The sequence below is a fragment of the Pelagicoccus sp. SDUM812002 genome (genome assembly GCF_031127835.1).
GTDB lineage: Bacteria > Verrucomicrobiota > Verrucomicrobiia > Opitutales > Opitutaceae > Pelagicoccus.
This window is the reverse complement of record NZ_JARXHX010000014.1, coordinates 105,892-121,996: the sequence shown is the minus strand read 5'-3', so window position 1 is coordinate 121,996 and position 16,105 is coordinate 105,892. Positions and strand designations below refer to the sequence as shown.

Sequence of the window (16,105 nt, the reverse complement as noted above, 5' to 3'; positions counted from 1 at the left end):
GATTTAGAACCTATAAAGCGCTGAAAGTATGTCTTTATCATAATCTTGGGGATCTTCCAGAACCCGAATCAACCCACGAATTCTTCTGACGAGGCCTAATTTCTAACACGCATCTACTAAGTTGATAAAGGCCGGCCTCATGCGAGTCCGGCCCTTTTCGTATTTTAAAATTCAATACAACCGCTTGGCAGGCGGCACCCGCCAAGTATCATCATCGACCTCGCCGCCCATCATCTGCACCACCAAGCGATCGACGATAGCTAGGCCACGCTCCGCCATCAGCGGAAAGCTGTCTTCTCCCTCATCGCTCGGTGTACGATCCGGAAAACCACGACGCGTGCGATGGATATGGTACAATTCAGAAAGGTCGCTCACGCCAAACGCATTTTCGACGCCCTCTCGGCCTAACATGAAACCGAGTAAACCGCCCCAGGTCGCAGTCGGGTTATCCGAATCCCAACCAGCCAGCGTACCGATCTGAATCGTCCGCTTCAGGTCGCCTTCGCCATAGAACAAGCTTACTAGGCTTGCCCCGAAATTGATACCGGCATCAAAAGGCTGGCGATATTCGTATCCATCTTTGCCCTCGATTTGGTAAGCTTGATAAAAAGCATCCCGAGTCGCCTCCCAGTCCTCACTCGCTGGATACAGATCGTATCGCGCTTTTACGAATTCATACATGCCTCGAACATAGGAACCCTCAGGCAAACGGTCCTTCGCCCGTTCCGCCATCCACGAGATCCGATCCTGCATAGATCCCTTGTCATCGGTCAAGGCCGCCAAAGAGTGCATTGCGACGTAAAACTCCGAAGCCCACTTCGCGTCCTCTCTCGCGGTCGTTAGAATAGGTAGCTCGGCAATCTTCAAAGCTACATCCGGCCGGCCGGGAGCGAACAAACCAAAGATCTCCGTGGTCAACTGAGCATCGATCATATCGAAATCTGGATTATTCTCTGGCAAGCTTGTATCCGGAGGTAGGATACCTTTACGCATCAGCTCATAGGCGTTCTCGTTCGATACCCAAAGATAATTCTCTCCCTCTTTGTTATAGTCGTCCGACCATATGTGCTCGAGCCAACCGTCACGGATTTGCTCGGCAGTAAGAATGCAGTTCTCGGCCTCGCTCAAGAGATGTTGGTAGATGTATTCGATGTCCGTATCGTCATCCGCACCCCAGACCGCACTCCCTCGTTCAAAAAAAAAGTCGATCACGGGAGATGGCCCCAACTTTCCCCACATATTTTCCTGGTCAGGAGTCCCCCAGTCTTCGTCGGTGTAAAAGGGTGCGTTTACCCGATCCATTTCAGTCGTCAATCCCGTCCAGTTCGCGATACATTGCCCCAACCAAAACCCATGTAAGCGATCCGCATAATCCGAACGAGAGAGGGTCATCGGCGTTTCCTCTGCAGAGCAAAAGACAGCTGAGGGAAAAAAAACGAGAAGAAGTACAACAAAGGGTAAACGGGGGGCTTTCATAAGTCGCTAATACGTGAAACTCCAATTGAGCAGACAAGTTAAAAGCGTCTGCTAAAAGGGCAGCCCAAAGAATAGAAGCTCCTTACAAAAACTCACCAGCGGAAAAGGAACCTTTGCCTCAAGCGTTTACAAGTTCTTCCCTTTTTACCGGGATACTCCGGACCCGCTTCCCGCACGCCGCAAAGATCGCATTGCAAACCGCCGGAGCCACCGCCGGTACCCCCGGCTCGCCTATCCCGCCCATCGGACCATCGTCCTCCAAAAAGTGTACCGACATTTTGGGCACCTCGTTCATTCTGAGAATAGGGTAATCATCGAAATTACCCTCGCGCATCCGCCCGTTCTCAAAAGTCAGCTTGCCATGCTTCAAGGCGCTGATCCCCCAAACAATCGCCCCTTCGATCTGATTCTCCGCCAATTGCGGATTCACCACGACCCCGGGAGCCACGATCGCATCGATCTTTACCACGCGAAAATCATCGCCCGACACTTCCACCTCTGCGACCTGGCAAACTACCGTCGATCCAAACTTCGACATCGCAATCCCGCGTCCGCGACCCGGCGGCAATGTCGAACCCCAGTCCGTAAATCCGGAAACCGACTCCAGCACACGCAGCGCACGCTCCGTCATCGCCCGCCAATAGTCGTCCCCCTCGAATTCCGCAACCGCCCGCCGCGCATGCTTCAGGCGAAACGCGTACGCATCCTCGCCCGCAAAAAACGCCATCTCATCGATGAACGACTCCTCGGGAAACGCCTGCAAATGCTCCGTCACGCTCCGCCATGCCCCCGTTTGGATCGGCTCTTCCAACAAGTTCGCCACCACTTTCACGTTGCGAATCCCATACGGCAAGTACGCCCAATGCAGAACCCACCAAAAACCGGTCGAACCCACCACCCCATAGTCGCTCCTTACGCCGTCGATAAAACCATCCCCATCGAGACAGGCTTCCCAATTCGACCGCTTGTACGGATGAAAATAATCTCCCCGCATATCGTCCTCCCGCGTCCAAGTTACCTTCACCGGCCACCCTGCCCGCTTCGCAAGCAACACCGCCTCAATAACATAGTCCAGCCACACGCGTCTCCCGAACGAACCACCCGCCACCAGATTATTGATACGCACATTTCCCACCGGCAAGCCCATCGCTTCCGCAACCCCTTCCGCCACGCTACTCGTATTCTGAGCCGACGTCCATATCTCCACCCGATCACCTTCCCAACGAGCAGTAGTATTCAATGGCTCCATACTAGCATGCGGTTGAAACTGCGTTTCGTAAACAGCTCGCAACCTTCGTTTATTCACCTCAAACGCCGCGTCTACATCGCCAAAGTCATTCTTAACCTCGCTCGCGATAAACGTCCCTTTCTCGCATCGATCTCGCAAAGTCCCAATACTGGCCGAGCCATTCTCGCCCTCATCCCAATTCACATTCAGAGCAGCCTTCCCTCTGAACGCCGCCCAAGTCGAATCCGCCACCACCGCAACCCCGCCTCTGTAGCCGCGAAACAACGTATCGTCTGGGTCGCGTCCTTGAAAATCGTATACGCCCACCACTCCCGGCACCTTCATCGCCTCGCTCCGATCAAAGGAAACCAGCGTCGCTCCCAGTACCGGATTACGCTCGATCGCCGCAAACAACATACCCGGCAACGCCACATCTATCCCATACTTAGCTTCGCCTTTCGCATACTCTCGATTGTGCGCATTGGGTTTCGCTTTCCCGATCAGCTTAAAGTCCTTCGGAGCCTTCAACGTCGGATTCTCCGGTACCGGCAAACGCCCCCCCGCCTCCGCCAATTGATAGTACGAAACCGCCCGTCCGCTCGGCAAATGCCTCACCCATCCAGCATCGGCAACGCAATCGCTAACCGGCGCCTTCCACCCGTCCGCCGCCGCCTGGATCAACATCTCCCGCGCGGCCGCTCCCGCCTTCCGCATCGGCTCCCACAGCGTGCTCACCGCCGAGCTTCCGCCCGTACCACCGCCCAAGGGCGACTCGTAAAACGCCTTGGTCCCGTCCGAAAACGCGATCTGCGAAATCCGTACCCGGTCCCAATCAAATCCAACTTCCTCCGCAAACAGCATCGCCACTCCTGTGGGCGAGCTCTGCCCCATCTCCATTTTGCTTAACTTCAACAACAAACTCCCATCCGTATCGAACTGAGCAAAGAACCACGGCCCTTCCGTTGCCACACCTGCCAAACCCGCCCCCTTCACCTTCGACGACCAAAACCCGCTCAGCAGCAAGCCACCCCCTGCCAGGGCGCTGACCTTCAAGAAACTTCTCCTCGATACTGGACTCGTCTTCATTTCGCTTCCTCCACTCGCTTCGAAGCCAAATGTATCGCTTTCCGAATACGCTTATAGGTTCCGCAGCGACACAAGTTCCCTGACATCGCCACATCGATAGCTTCATCGTTCGGCTTCGAATTACTTTTCAACAAAGCCACCGCCGACATGATCTGCCCCGCCTGGCAATACCCGCACTGGGCAACATTCTCCGTACACCAAGCCTCTTGCACCGGATGCAGTCCCTCGACCGACAAGCCTTCTATCGTCCGAATCTCCATTCCGGAAACCGCTCCAACCGGCAACTGACACGATCGCACCGCCGTCTCTCCCAGATGCACCGTACAGCACCCGCACTGCCCGATCCCGCACCCGAACTTAGTCCCCGTCAGACCGAGCGTATCGCGCAAAACCCACAACAATGGGATTTCTGAATCCACGTCCACTTCATGGACGCGACTATTTATCGAAAGGGTAATCTGTGCCATACGCAAAATCGGATTAAATGATAAAATCCAAAACTGCCCTTCCTCTCGCTCCTCCCACAACCGTTTCCTCACCAACGGTCACAGCAACGAATCATTGGTCCCGATCCCGCCCAATTGATCTCGATAAGCCGCCTCGTAGCCCGTTACCCTCTCTCCAATGCGTCTCTCTCGCCTTCTCCACTTAATCCCACTCGCTCTCCTTCTTGTAAGCGCAGATTCCCTACACGCCCTCGATCCCAACTTAGGCTTCGACCGCATCGAGATATTCGAACGATCCCCCGACACCGGAGACATCATCCCCGCATCCAAACACGTCATCGAACATGACTATCCCTTCGCCACCAACCTGAAACTAGTCCCGCTACTCCCACGCCATTTCGAAATCCGTCTGCCGCTCTCCCTAAAAAACGACCTCACGTCCTCGAAAAGCGACGTCATCTCCCTCTACCTCGGCGCCACCTTCGAGCTTTACTTCGACCAACAACTCATCGGGACAAACGGAATCCTCTCCCCCACCGGCCAAGAGATCGAAGTCGGCCGCAGCTACAACTCCTTCGCCCTGCCCAAGGTCGACTCGCCGCAAACAAAACACACCCTACGTATCCGAGGAACGCATACCCACACCGCCGATAAGCACAACTTTATCATCGTGCTCAACTCCCTAGAGGGCTCCCTTTCCGCAACCCGCACCACTACCATCACCTACTGCCTCTTCCTGGGATTCGCCCTCTTCGGCGTCTACCTCCTCGCCTATTTCCTCCTCAATCGAAAACTCCCCCAATACCTTTTCCTCGGCCTATCCTGCCTTTTGTTCAGCCTATACGCCGTCAACAAGCTCTTCTACTATCAATTGAACGTCGAGTATCCAAATCTCGATACAATCGCCCTAATCGCCAACTTCTCTAACATCGCCCTCAGCACCTGCGCCCCCATCGCCACCTTGCTCGTCTTCGGCTACCGACGCCCCTGGATGTTCCTCCTGAGTCTAGCCCCACTAGTCGCATCCTTCACCCCAATCCCTCTCTATATTGTTCCCCGCACCTTCCTCCTCTGCCTCGGCATCTCCCTTGTCGCCCTTTTCCAAAAGCGACCGCACGCCTTTTACTCTACCCTCATCTGCTCCCTTCTCGTAGCAAGCTACCAGGTCCCTTTCCTCGTTAACAATCAAGCCTACAGCTTCGGAGTCCTAATGGTCTTTTTTCTAGTATCCACCATTAACCTACTCATCCAAGAAAGTCGCCAGCGCAACCAAACCCAGCTCCGCAACGCTCGCCTCCAACTTGAGCTCCTCAAAAGCAAGATCCAGCCCCACTTCGTCCTCAACTCTCTCACCTCCGCTATCGAGTGGATCGAGACGAACCCTCAGCAAGGCGTGAAGCTCATCCAAGAACTCGCCAAAGAGTTCGACCTACTCTCCGCCATCTCCGAACAAGCGCTCATCCCCTTCGAGACCGAGCTAGAGTCCTGCCGTACCTACCTGCGAATTATGGAGTACCGCAAAAAAGCTCGCTACGAACTCAAGCTCATAAACGTGAACGAGCAAGCCGAGCTCCCACCTGCCATCCTTAGAAACCTCCTGGAGAACGCCCTGTCCCACAACGCTTACGGCCAAGGCCACATCGTCTTCCAGCTACGAGAAACCGCTTCCAAACGCCAACGCCAATTCGAATTCTCCGCCCCTTACCTCGGAAGCGAAACCACCCCTCCACCAGACGGCACCGGCATCAAATACATCAAAGCGCGGCTCGCCGAATCATACCCAAACTGGAGCTTCGAACACGGTCCCCAAGACACGCGATGGGTCACCAAAATCCAACTACCAAAATAAAAGGCAGGGACCAGGTGCCGTCCCGACCTAACACAGCCAACAGGTAGCGGCCGCTGGCCCAGCGCACACAAAAACGCCCCTATCCCGCATAGTCCGCCTCCATCCCCCATATGAAACTCCTAATAATAGAAGACGAAGCCAGCATCATGGACCGCCTCTGCCGCCTCGTCCGCAACATCCTCGGCGACAGTCTTCAATCCCTAGAAACAGCCACCACTCTCCCCGAAGCTCGAAAACAACTCGACCAGGCCCAATTCGATGTACTGATGCTCGACCTAAACCTAAACGGCCAAGACGGTTTCGAACTCCTCAAAAAGCTCAGCTCACGCGCATTCCACACTATCGTCGTATCAGCCTATACCCAGCGAGCGATCGAAGCTTACGATCTCGGCGTCATCGATTTCATCCCTAAGCCCTTCGACGAAGAACGTATCAAACAATCCTTCAAACGTATCCTCGGATCCGATACACAACGCAGCCATTTCGCAAAATTCCTCGCAGTGCGAAACCACGGCCGCATCGAGCTAGTACCGATCCAAGACATCGAATATATCCAGGCCGATGGTCCCTGCTCGCTCATCGCCCAAAAAGACGGATCCCTAAGATCTCACGACAAGATGCTCAAAGACCTGCACCAGCTTCTCCCTCCCCAATTCGATCGCGTCCACAAATCCTACCTCGCCAACCTCGAATCCATCAGCGGTCTGTACAACGGAGGAAACCACAAGCACACCCTTACATTCCCCAGCGGCCGCGACATCCCCCTCAGCCGCAGCAAGGCCAAGGAATTGAGAAACAAGCTAGAAAGCTAGGCTTCTCGTATTCTATTTCGAGATACACGCTCATTGATCCCAAAGCAGAAAAGAGATTGCCAGCCCCACGCAGAAAAACCCACCTTAGCAGCACCTAAACCATGAGCGACGAACCACAGGAAATCCAAGCCCTCCGCCAAGCCTTAGCTTTCAGCCCCGACAACATTCCATTGATCGGCCACCTCGCAAACGCCCTCATCAAATACGGGCACTTCGCCTCGGCGGAGCGCGAACTCAAATCCGGCCTCGTCCAAGACCCCGGCAACCGGGAACTCCAGCTGTCCTTGGCCAAAGCCTACAGCCAGCAAGATAAGCGCTCCGAAGCTCTCGTCGTGCTCGAGAGCCTTGAGAAGAAAGACGAACTGGGAGCTGCCGGACACCTCCTCTTCGCCAAACTCCTTAGCAACACGACCGAGCTGGTCCTCGCCGCCGAGCACTATAAGAAAGCTGTCGCGCTCGACCCTAAGATGGAGGACGAAGAAATTGCTGCCGAGCTCGCCCCTTTCCTCATCGAGAGTTCCGAGCCCGCCGACCACCCCAACAAGCTTCCCACCGGCGATCATCCAGGCGAATTCGAAACCGACGTCCAGAAACCAAAAATCAATTTCGCCGACGTCGGAGGCATGGAGCCGGTCAAAGAGCAGATCCGCATGAAGATCATCCACCCGCTGAAAAACGCGGAGCTCTTCAAAGCCTACGGCAAAAAGATCGGCGGCGGCGTTCTCCTTTACGGGCCTCCGGGCTGCGGAAAAACCCACATCGCCCGCGCCACCGCTGGCGAGGTCAAAGCCAACTTCATCAGCATCGGCCTGCACGAGATCCTCAGCATGTGGATCGGACAAAGCGAAAACAACCTGCACGACCTCTTCGAGCAAGCCCGCCAAAACGCACCGTCCGTCCTCTTCATCGACGAGGTGGACGCCGTTGCCGCCAACCGTTCCGACATGCGACAAAGCGCCGGGCGCCAGCTTATTAACCAATTCCTTTCCGAGCTTGATGGCATCGACTACTCCAACGAAGGCGTCCTGGTGCTCGCCGCCACTAACGCTCCCTGGCACCTCGATCCAGCATTCCGGCGTCCCGGACGATTCGACCAAATCGTCTTCGTCCCGCCCCCCGATCTCGAGGCCCGTACCTCCATTCTCCAGCTCATGCTCGCCGAAAAGCCGAGCGAAGACATCGACTTCGCAAAGCTTGCCAAAAAGACCGAGGGCCTCACGGGCGCTGACCTCAAGTCAATCGTCGACGTCGCAGTGGAAGACACCCTCGAAGAGGCGATGAAGACCGGCAGCATTGTCCCTCTCCGTACCAAAGCGCTCCTCAAAGCCGCCTCCAAAACGAAGGCCAGCTCAAAAGACTGGTTCTCCTCCGCCAAAAACCACGCCCTCTACGCCAACCAGTCCGGTCTTTACGACGAGATACTCGACTACCTCAAGATCAAACGATGAGTAGCCCCAACCTCGAACGCGCTCAGCTCCTGCTCGAGCAGAACCGTGGCAAGGACGCCGAGGAATACGCTCGCCTCGCTATCCAAGAGAACCCAGACGACGCCCTCGGCTACCTCTATCTGTCCACTGCATTTCTCCAGCAAAACAAGGATCGCGACGCTCTCGACCCAGCCGAGCGATGCCTCAGCCTCGATCCCGACAACCCTCACATGCACGCCCACCTCGCTCGCGTGCACTATCACTTGCAAGACTGGAAGAAGGCTGAGGCCTCAGCCAAACAAGCCCTGCAGATGAATCCAGAAGATTCCGACATGTTCGGACTCCTCGCTTACCTCGCCGCACGCAAAGCTGATTGGGAAAAGTCTCTCTCCCTCGCCGAAAACGGACTCCAATTCGACAGCGACCATATTCTCTGCACAAACGCCCGAGCCAACGCCCTTTCCAAGCTAAAACGCGTCGACGACGCCCAAGACTCCCTCGACTACGCGCTCAAGCGGAATCCAGAAAATCCCTATACCCACTACCAGAAAGGCAACACCCTGCTCGAAGCAGGTAAATACGAAGAGGCTGCCAAACATTTTTGCGAAGCCCTTAGACTTGCTCCCAACTTCGAAGAAGCCAAAGAAGGTCTAGTTGAAGCTCTCAAGGCTCGCCACTTCGTCTACTCCCTCTTCCTCAAGTACATCTTCTTCATGACCCGTCTCAAGCCGGGCATGCAGATGGCCATCATCTTCGGTGGATTCTTCGCCCAGAGAATCATCGCAAGCAGTCTCGCAGCCTCCGGCCAGTACGGCGCCGCCACAGCCGTCCGTGTCCTGTATGGAGCGTTCGCCTACTTCACCTGGACAGCCAGCAGCCTTTTCAACCTGCTGCTCTTCATCCACCCGATGGGACGTTTCGCCCTTTCCGAGCGACAACGAAAAGTCGCCTCCGGAGTCGGTGCTTGCGTCATCTTGATTGTCGCATCGCTCACGATCCACGTCACGACTGGTATCGAAGGTACCTTGTTCAGCGCCCTCGCTTTCGCGGCGACCTCACTTCCAATTTCCGCCGCCGAGCGGGTTTCTTCACCGAAAAAGTTCAAACTACTTGGAGTCATCATCGTCGCCCAATCCATTTGTGCCCTCGGCGCATTCGCCCTATACCTAGCCGGTAACCCCGATACCGCCGACGGTCCCGCATCCCTCGCTGTGCTCACCGGCGTCGCCTTCACTTGGCTCAGTTCATTCTTCCGCAACTAAAAGAGGCTACGGGGAAGGCGTCGTTTCGCTCGACACCACCCCGTCTACTCACAATTAAAAGACTTTCATGCCACACAAAATCTACATCGACTTCGTCCTCACTCCAGAACTCCACAAGCGTCTCCAGAACGGTACTACTGGGCACGAACTTGTCATTCCATCCAAACCTGCCTCAGTACTCGGACTCGGTGAAATCGAACCCGCTTTCTACGATTGCGACATCATTTTCGGCCAACCTCAAACCGAAGCCGCCGGAAAGTCCGAATCCTTAAAGTGGATACAAGTCAGTTCGTCTGGCATCACCCGCTACGATACTCCTGAATTCCGCGAGCTCATGACGCAACGCGGTATCTCAGTTTGCAACAGCGCTCACGTCTACAATGAAGCCTGCGCCGACCATGCCCTCGCCTTCATGCTCGCTCAATCCCGCCAACTCCCGCAGGCACTCGCTTCCACTGCTCCTAACGGATCGGAGGATTGGCAGGCGATTCGCTCCGGCGGAGTGCCCTTGCGCGGACAACGCGTGCTCATCCTAGGTTTCGGAGCGATTGGACGACGCCTTGCCAAACTGCTCGCTCCTTTCGAAATGAAGCTCACCGCATACCGCCGCACTCCTCGTGGAGACGAAGGCATGCCGGTTGTGGGCGAGGCCGATCTCCCCGCCGCCCTAGCCGCTGCGGATCATGTAATCAACATTCTGCCCGACAGCGCCGCCACCCAACACTTCTTCAATGCGGACCGTTTCGCACAACTAAAGCCTAGCTCCACATTCTATAATATAGGCCGCGGCACCACTGTCGACCAAGACGCCCTCGTCCAAGTGCTCGAAAGCAAGCAACTCCGCGAAGCGTGGCTGGACGTAACCGATCCCGAGCCGTTACCGCAGGACCACGATCTTCGCAAGCAACCGAACTGCTTCATCACTCCGCATACCGCTGGTGGCTTCGCCGGAGAAGCCGAAGCTTGCATCGACCACTTCCTTAAAAACCTAGCCCGTTTTGACGCTGGAGAGGATCTGGAAAATCGAGTGATCTAAGACGGCTCTAGTTCTGAGCAAGCAATGCATCCTAGGAGCCAAACCTTAGGTCACATTCAAAGTTTGGAGTTACTCGCAAAAGAACCGTAAACGGGATTGGGCAATACGAAAAACTTGCGGCCGAATTCCTCAAATTCCGTTGCGGCTCCATCTGACGCTAAGCCTTGGGTCAATTTCGGAAAGTCTTTTATATTGTCGCCAAAATACATCACGATCTCGAAAGCCTCCAAGCCCGCAATGGCCGCGCCTGATTCGACCAGTTCCCAGCGAGGCTCCTTTTCATCGGCTTCGTCCTTGAGAAGCACGACGTCAAACGGCACCCCCAGTTTCTCTAGATTAGCTTCAGTTGCTTCCTGAACCATCACGCTACGATTCGATACGATCGCGACATTTCCGCCCAGTGCCTTAACGCGACGGATAAAAGCTACCGATCCAGGAACCGCTGGCGCTTCCACACGCCGACACCAATCTTGCCAAACATCCAAGCGAAACTCGGCTCCACGACGCTCCTTCGCCTCCAGCGAATTATCGAGCACAGTTTCGTCGGCATCCATAGACACTCCCCAACGCTTTCCTTCGAACTCACCAGACGCGACTCTCGCCTCCAACTCCTTCGTGGCCGCTGCGTAGATCTGCTGCGTCAGAGCCTTGTACTCGGCCGCATTGCGCACCCAATGCAAGTCGCTTGGCATCGCCACCCATTCGTCCGTCGACGTACTGTGAGCGCTCTCAACAGATGCTGATCCGATCGTGGCGAACGAACAAATTCCCACCAATGAAATCAATGCTCGCAGCCTTTTGCTCGTGAGCCGCTTCTCGAATCCTGAACTCAAACCCCTATTCGCGATCATGTCGAACTACCTGACAATGACCCTGCTTTCCCGCAAGTTCCGATGTCCTTTAACGTAGAAATCCTCACTCATCCAACGCCGCCATGACCGCCTGAAACGGAGCCAACTCTAGTGCGCCAAACAACGGATCCCTGTTTCCTCTTATTCGACTGGTCTTCGGACTCGTGATCCCACAAAGAAAACGAGCTCCCTCGCGCGGCGACTTGAATCCAATCGGCCGTTCGGAAAGGAACCGCTCGACCACTAACCCTTCGGCCTCACTTAAACCGCGATCAATTCCCTCGATCGTTATCACCTTCCCGCTCTCGCAGTAGCTACAGTGTCCGCAAGCCATCTCCAGCTTCTCGCCGAAGTACGCAAGTAAGCGCTGCGTCTTGCAACCATCGTGGTTGAGCAGCTGCACCACATTTCCGATACGAGACAGGTTTCCCATTTCGTTCCTAACAACCTTGTCCACCAACCCAGCGGTAACAGTCTCTACGCTCGGTCGCGAAACCATTCGCATACCCTGCCGCAAACCTGTCACGCCCACTTCTAACATTTCCACCTCCTCGAGGTGATTAAACGCTTTTACGATTCGTGTACGGTCGGCACCCAAAGCCCGCGCGGCCGTATCCAAATTCAAGTAGCTCCAAGTCTTCTTCTCGTTCGCTTGAGCCAACACCTTCCTGAGGAACTCTCCTGGCTCCCCTTTGAACGAAGACAGCACACTCACCTTTGGCTGGATATACTTGAATTTGTACTCGCTGTAAAAAGGAGCCGTGAACTTGATCACTCCTTCAAGTTCCAAATACGTCAGCAATGTCCCAAGGACCAACGGGCGAATATCCGTTTCCTGAGAAAGGTGGTACAGCGAGATGTCAAACTCGTCCTCTTGCGATAGGATGAAGTCCACAAAGGCGCCGATTGCCTTTTGGGTCGGCGTGTCGCCAAATACGAAATTTTCCAGAACCACGAGATCTTCCGCGGATCCAAGCACCTCACAATGTGACGCTGCTCCATCGCGTCCCGCACGGCCAACCTCCTGCGAATAGTTCTCCAAGGTCTTAGGCAAATTGTAGTGAAAGACACGCCGTATATCCGATTTGTCGATACCCATTCCAAACGCAATTGTAGCTACCACGATTCCGTCAGACGACGCCATGAACCAGTCCTGAATTTCGGACCGCTGCTCGCTCTTCATGCCAGCATGGTAGGCCCTCGCTGGATACCCATCCGAGCTCAACGCTTCTGCCACCTTTTCCGCTGCCTTTTGCAGCGTCACGTAAATAACCGTTGGCCCTGCAGAGATCGTATCAAGCCTCTTCTTAAGCACCTCCATCCGCTCCGCAGCGGGAGTTGGCGAAAAGGATAGAAACAGGTTGGGACGATGAAAACCCGTATTCACATAAGCCTCGGGCTTGATCTCGAACTCACGTATTATATCTTCCACTACAGTAGGAGTCGCAGTCGCCGTGAGAGCGAGGACACGTTCCACCTTCAACGCTTTGGCCGCAAGCGCCAACTTCAGGTACTCCGGCCGAAAATTATGTCCCCATTCGGATATACAGTGAGCCTCGTCGATTACCATTAGCGAAATCGGATTCCCCTCGATCGCCACGAAGAAACGTTCGTTGGAGATGCGCTCTGGAGCGACGTAGAGCAGCTTCAAGTTGCCCGCTCGCACATCGCTGTAGACCTGACGGGCCTCTTGAGCACTGAGAGAAGAATCCAGCCGAGCCACTTTGACTCCTTTCGCCTGCAGGAAATCGACTTGGTCCTTCATCAGGGCGATCAAAGGCGAGATCACTATGGTTAAACCGTCGAGCAATAGAGCCGGCAATTGGTAGCAAAGGCTCTTGCCACTCCCCGTGGGAAAGACGGCCAAAGCAGAATTTCCTTTGAGAATCTGTTCGATGATCGCCTCTTGCCCTGACCGGAAAGAGTCGAACCCAAAAACTGACTTTAAGGTTTCAAGCGGATTGAGTGGTGGCACGTTGATCAGGCTCGCAAGCCTGATAGCCACAAGCAAGCCTAGCGAGGCTGCAAAAGCAGACGGGCGAGAGATTCGGCCAGTAGCTCAAAAACCGCATCGGGATCCACAATCCGGTCCGCAACCCAATGAGGGCCACGCTCATCGACCGTAAAGTCCGTTTCGCCTCCATCGCGCACTGCGACCCTCCCTCTCTGTCCCCGATACAAATCTGGAGACACCATCGATACAGTGGTGTGTACGTCATGCATGACCGGGGCGATTCCCCACTTTTTTTCGTCAATTAAACGGGGGGCAGACAATAAGTCCACCAGCACTTCAAGCTTCTCAGGCTTTGCCTCGAATATATCTCTCAAGCGACACTCCCGCTCCCGCGTAAATGTCATTTGGTGAGTACAGTCCATCGGGAAGAGAGCCACTGGTATCCCACTTTCCAATACAGTAGCCGCATCTTCAGGAGCTTGTTGAAAATTGAACTCTGATCGTTCGGTGATATTCCCTTTCCGCAGCACTTGCGTTTCCTCCACCCGGTTCAGGTTTTGATCTACCCGATACCCCAGAATCTCTCGAATGCAGCCACCCATGATTCGAATCTCCCTCAACCGATTCATCACCTCCGGAGCCTCGCGAATCGCCCGAGCAACATTAGTCTGCGGACCAGTGGCTACCAGAGTGATGGTTCCTTCGCCTTCCTCCGCAACCGTTTTCAAAAGGAAGTCTATGGCGGCCTCGGTTTCGGCTTCGACGCCTGACAATGCAAGCCTCGCTTCACCCAGCCCAGTCTTCCCGTGAGCGTTGTCTCCTTCTGGCGGGGTGGCAACTCCCCTGGGAGCATTTGCACCGCCATAGCGTTTCACAAAACCATCGAACCCCAGAAAACGCAAAATAGCACCTGCGTTAATCAGGTTCTGTCTCAAGGACGCATTCCCAAAAGTTACAGTAGCTCCCAAAACTTCGAATTGAGCGGGCCTCGCCAACAATACGCTGGAGAGCTGCATCACGTCCCCACCCCAATCACTGTCAATAATCACCTTCTGCAGCACGAGATTCTCCTCTCTTCAAACCTCAGCGATCGCAAGCTTTCCCGTTCTGTTCTGCCAACTGGGAGCAATAATCTACGCCCAGCTGAACGGCACTACGTCTCAGTTTTCCGAATACTTCGAGTCTTTCAATTTTCGCCAATCGGATTTCCGCCCCTTGCTCTCACCGTAACCATTGCGTTTATACGTCTGAGCACCTACGCGTTTTTCGGATTCTCAGCTATGGCACGACCAGCGGCCAAAAAACTCACTGTGCCCTACATCGCTGCGAACACCTGTTTACTAGTCCCTTTGAGAGGAGACTTCGCGATCGCCGCTATCGGCTTTGTACTTCTGGCTTCACTCGCAGAATTCGATCGGAAAGACCTTTCGAATTTGTCCGCCCTGAGAACCTGGGATGGTAGAGCGATGCGTTCGCTGCTTTTCGTTCCCTTCGGCTTACTTCTACTTCGCAGCGTTCTCCTGTACGAGGCTTCGAACCTTCTGGTTGGACTCTTCTGCTCTTCTATTGCCACACTCTTTTTCTTCGGCCACAAGCGGCGGGCTCAAATCGATCTCGCTGTCTTTCTGGAGGGACTCCCCCTCGTCCGCGCTGAGGAGCTTCAAACATTTCTCCTTTGGCAACCTGTCAGAAACCGATAAGCTGTTTCTCCATGAACCCAGAACTCTCTTCCAACCCTCGCAGGCGGGCAATCGTAACAGCCGCAATTCTGATACCGGCCCTCGCCTGCGGGACTTTCGCAACGTTATCCATGATGCGAGGAAAGCTCTACTCGCCATTCGGCGTACTCGTAGCAAACGACAGTACCCCGAGCTTCTACATAGGTACCAGCATTTACGTTACAATTGGTGTTACCCTGCTCACCTCTGCCTTAATCCGCATTGCTCTCGGCCTCTCAAAATAAATATTCGCCCCTGAGCTAATATTTCCGAATCCGGAACACCGTAGCCTACTGGAAAGACTTCATTACCGCCATCAGACCAATCGGCTAATAGGATCGGAACACGTCCTTCAGGCCACTGATTCGCTCAGTCTCAGCACATCTTGATAAAGCTCGTTCGCAAGCGACTTCCGATCACCGCCAGGTTGTCTTTGCTTTCCAAATACAACCGTAGCCTTAACGTGCTTAACCTTGAACATGCGGAATATATGCGACCCGAAACCCATATCGCCCCACCAGCAAATGTCTCGGGTTACATCTCCGTCTTCGCATTCGTATTTCAGATAGGCAGGAGTGATTGGCCAACTGTTGGACACAACAGGTTGCAGCAAGGAAGCTCTAAACGGCAACACCGCTCGTCCATCAGTCGAGGTGCCTTCCAAAAAGAAGGTCATGTTCAGCCCGGCCGCCAAAACTTCCGCAAAGCTCGCTTCCTTCGTCGCGACATCCGAGCGACGCTGGCGGTCGATATAGAGCGTGCCTGCCATGCGACAATAAGCCCCCACCACTGGCCAGGAATTGACCTCGAGCTTCGAAAGGAAAACCTGCGGAGACACCGAAGCGAGCACGACGATATCCATGTATCCAAGATGATTTGGAGCGATGAAACCACCAGCTGGAGGTGTACCCACTACTGTCGCCTCGAAGCCGACTGCCTTCAGCATGAGCCTCGCGCTGC

14 protein-coding genes are annotated in these 16,105 nt (G+C 54.7%); 7 read left to right on the top strand and 7 right to left on the bottom strand.

Going from position 1 to position 16,105, the window contains the following annotated elements; genetic code table 11:
* Positions 1-171: 171 nt before the first annotated feature.
* From QEH53_RS18115 to QEH53_RS18105, 3 genes are all read right to left on the bottom strand, one after another.
* The gene (locus QEH53_RS18115) at positions 172-1,392 is read right to left on the bottom strand and encodes an ADP-ribosylglycohydrolase family protein (RefSeq protein WP_309024625.1); all 1,221 of its coding nucleotides are present in this window, start codon (positions 1,390-1,392) and stop codon (positions 172-174) included.
* Positions 1,393-1,594: 202 nt separating this feature from the next.
* Positions 1,595-3,790, bottom strand: a complete 2,196-nt coding sequence (locus tag QEH53_RS18110; RefSeq protein ID WP_309024624.1) for a molybdopterin cofactor-binding domain-containing protein — start codon at positions 3,788-3,790, stop codon at positions 1,595-1,597.
* Complete coding sequence (locus QEH53_RS18105) at positions 3,787-4,257, bottom strand: 2Fe-2S iron-sulfur cluster-binding protein (protein ID WP_309024623.1); 471 nt, start codon at positions 4,255-4,257, stop codon at positions 3,787-3,789. The genes QEH53_RS18110 and QEH53_RS18105 overlap by 4 nt, the downstream gene beginning before the upstream one ends.
* Positions 4,258-4,414: 157 nt before the next feature.
* On the opposite strand from QEH53_RS18105, the gene QEH53_RS18100 reads away from it, so the two are divergent.
* The 5 genes from QEH53_RS18100 to QEH53_RS18080 all read left to right on the top strand — a co-directional run bounded on the left by QEH53_RS18100 (position 4,415) and on the right by QEH53_RS18080 (position 10,622).
* On the top strand, positions 4,415-6,085 hold the full coding sequence (locus tag QEH53_RS18100; RefSeq protein WP_309024622.1) for a histidine kinase: 1,671 nt from the start codon (positions 4,415-4,417) through the stop codon (positions 6,083-6,085).
* Positions 6,086-6,195: 110 nt separating this feature from the next.
* Complete coding sequence (locus tag QEH53_RS18095) at positions 6,196-6,897, top strand: LytTR family DNA-binding domain-containing protein (RefSeq protein WP_309024621.1); 702 nt, start codon at positions 6,196-6,198, stop codon at positions 6,895-6,897.
* Between the two features lie 101 nt (positions 6,898-6,998).
* Positions 6,999-8,345: an AAA family ATPase gene (locus tag QEH53_RS18090; RefSeq protein WP_309024620.1), complete on the top strand. Its 1,347-nt coding sequence runs from the start codon at positions 6,999-7,001 to the stop codon at positions 8,343-8,345.
* Positions 8,342-9,586: a tetratricopeptide repeat protein gene (locus QEH53_RS18085; RefSeq protein ID WP_309024619.1), complete on the top strand. Its 1,245-nt coding sequence runs from the start codon at positions 8,342-8,344 to the stop codon at positions 9,584-9,586. Before QEH53_RS18090 ends, QEH53_RS18085 begins: the two co-directional genes overlap by 4 nt.
* Positions 9,587-9,653: 67 nt before the next feature.
* Complete coding sequence (locus QEH53_RS18080; RefSeq protein ID WP_309024618.1) at positions 9,654-10,622, top strand: D-2-hydroxyacid dehydrogenase; 969 nt, start codon at positions 9,654-9,656, stop codon at positions 10,620-10,622.
* 56 nt (positions 10,623-10,678) lie between these two features.
* Here QEH53_RS18080 and QEH53_RS18075 read toward each other — a convergent pair whose 3' ends face one another.
* The 3 genes from QEH53_RS18075 to QEH53_RS18065 all read right to left on the bottom strand — a co-directional run bounded on the left by QEH53_RS18075 (position 10,679) and on the right by QEH53_RS18065 (position 14,488).
* The gene (locus tag QEH53_RS18075; protein ID WP_309024617.1) at positions 10,679-11,473 is read right to left on the bottom strand and encodes an HAD family acid phosphatase; all 795 of its coding nucleotides are present in this window, start codon (positions 11,471-11,473) and stop codon (positions 10,679-10,681) included.
* A gap of 64 nt (positions 11,474-11,537) precedes the next feature.
* Complete coding sequence (locus QEH53_RS18070) at positions 11,538-13,448, bottom strand: RecQ family ATP-dependent DNA helicase (RefSeq protein ID WP_309024616.1); 1,911 nt, start codon at positions 13,446-13,448, stop codon at positions 11,538-11,540.
* 38 nt (positions 13,449-13,486) lie between these two features.
* Positions 13,487-14,488: a nucleoside hydrolase gene (locus QEH53_RS18065; RefSeq protein WP_309024615.1), complete on the bottom strand. Its 1,002-nt coding sequence runs from the start codon at positions 14,486-14,488 to the stop codon at positions 13,487-13,489.
* A gap of 219 nt (positions 14,489-14,707) precedes the next feature.
* On the opposite strand from QEH53_RS18065, the gene QEH53_RS18060 reads away from it, so the two are divergent.
* Positions 14,708-15,127 (top strand): hypothetical protein, encoded by a 420-nt coding sequence (locus QEH53_RS18060; protein WP_309024614.1) that lies wholly within the window; start codon positions 14,708-14,710, stop codon positions 15,125-15,127.
* A gap of 11 nt (positions 15,128-15,138) precedes the next feature.
* Positions 15,139-15,390 carry a hypothetical protein gene (locus QEH53_RS18055; RefSeq protein ID WP_309024613.1) on the top strand — a complete coding sequence of 84 codons (252 nt, stop codon included), beginning with the start codon at positions 15,139-15,141 and terminating at the stop codon, positions 15,388-15,390.
* Between the two features lie 107 nt (positions 15,391-15,497).
* On the opposite strand, the gene QEH53_RS18050 is transcribed toward QEH53_RS18055, so the two are convergent.
* Complete coding sequence (locus QEH53_RS18050; protein ID WP_309024612.1) at positions 15,498-16,091, bottom strand: lysophospholipid acyltransferase family protein; 594 nt, start codon at positions 16,089-16,091, stop codon at positions 15,498-15,500.
* Between the last annotated feature and the right edge of the window lie 14 nt (positions 16,092-16,105).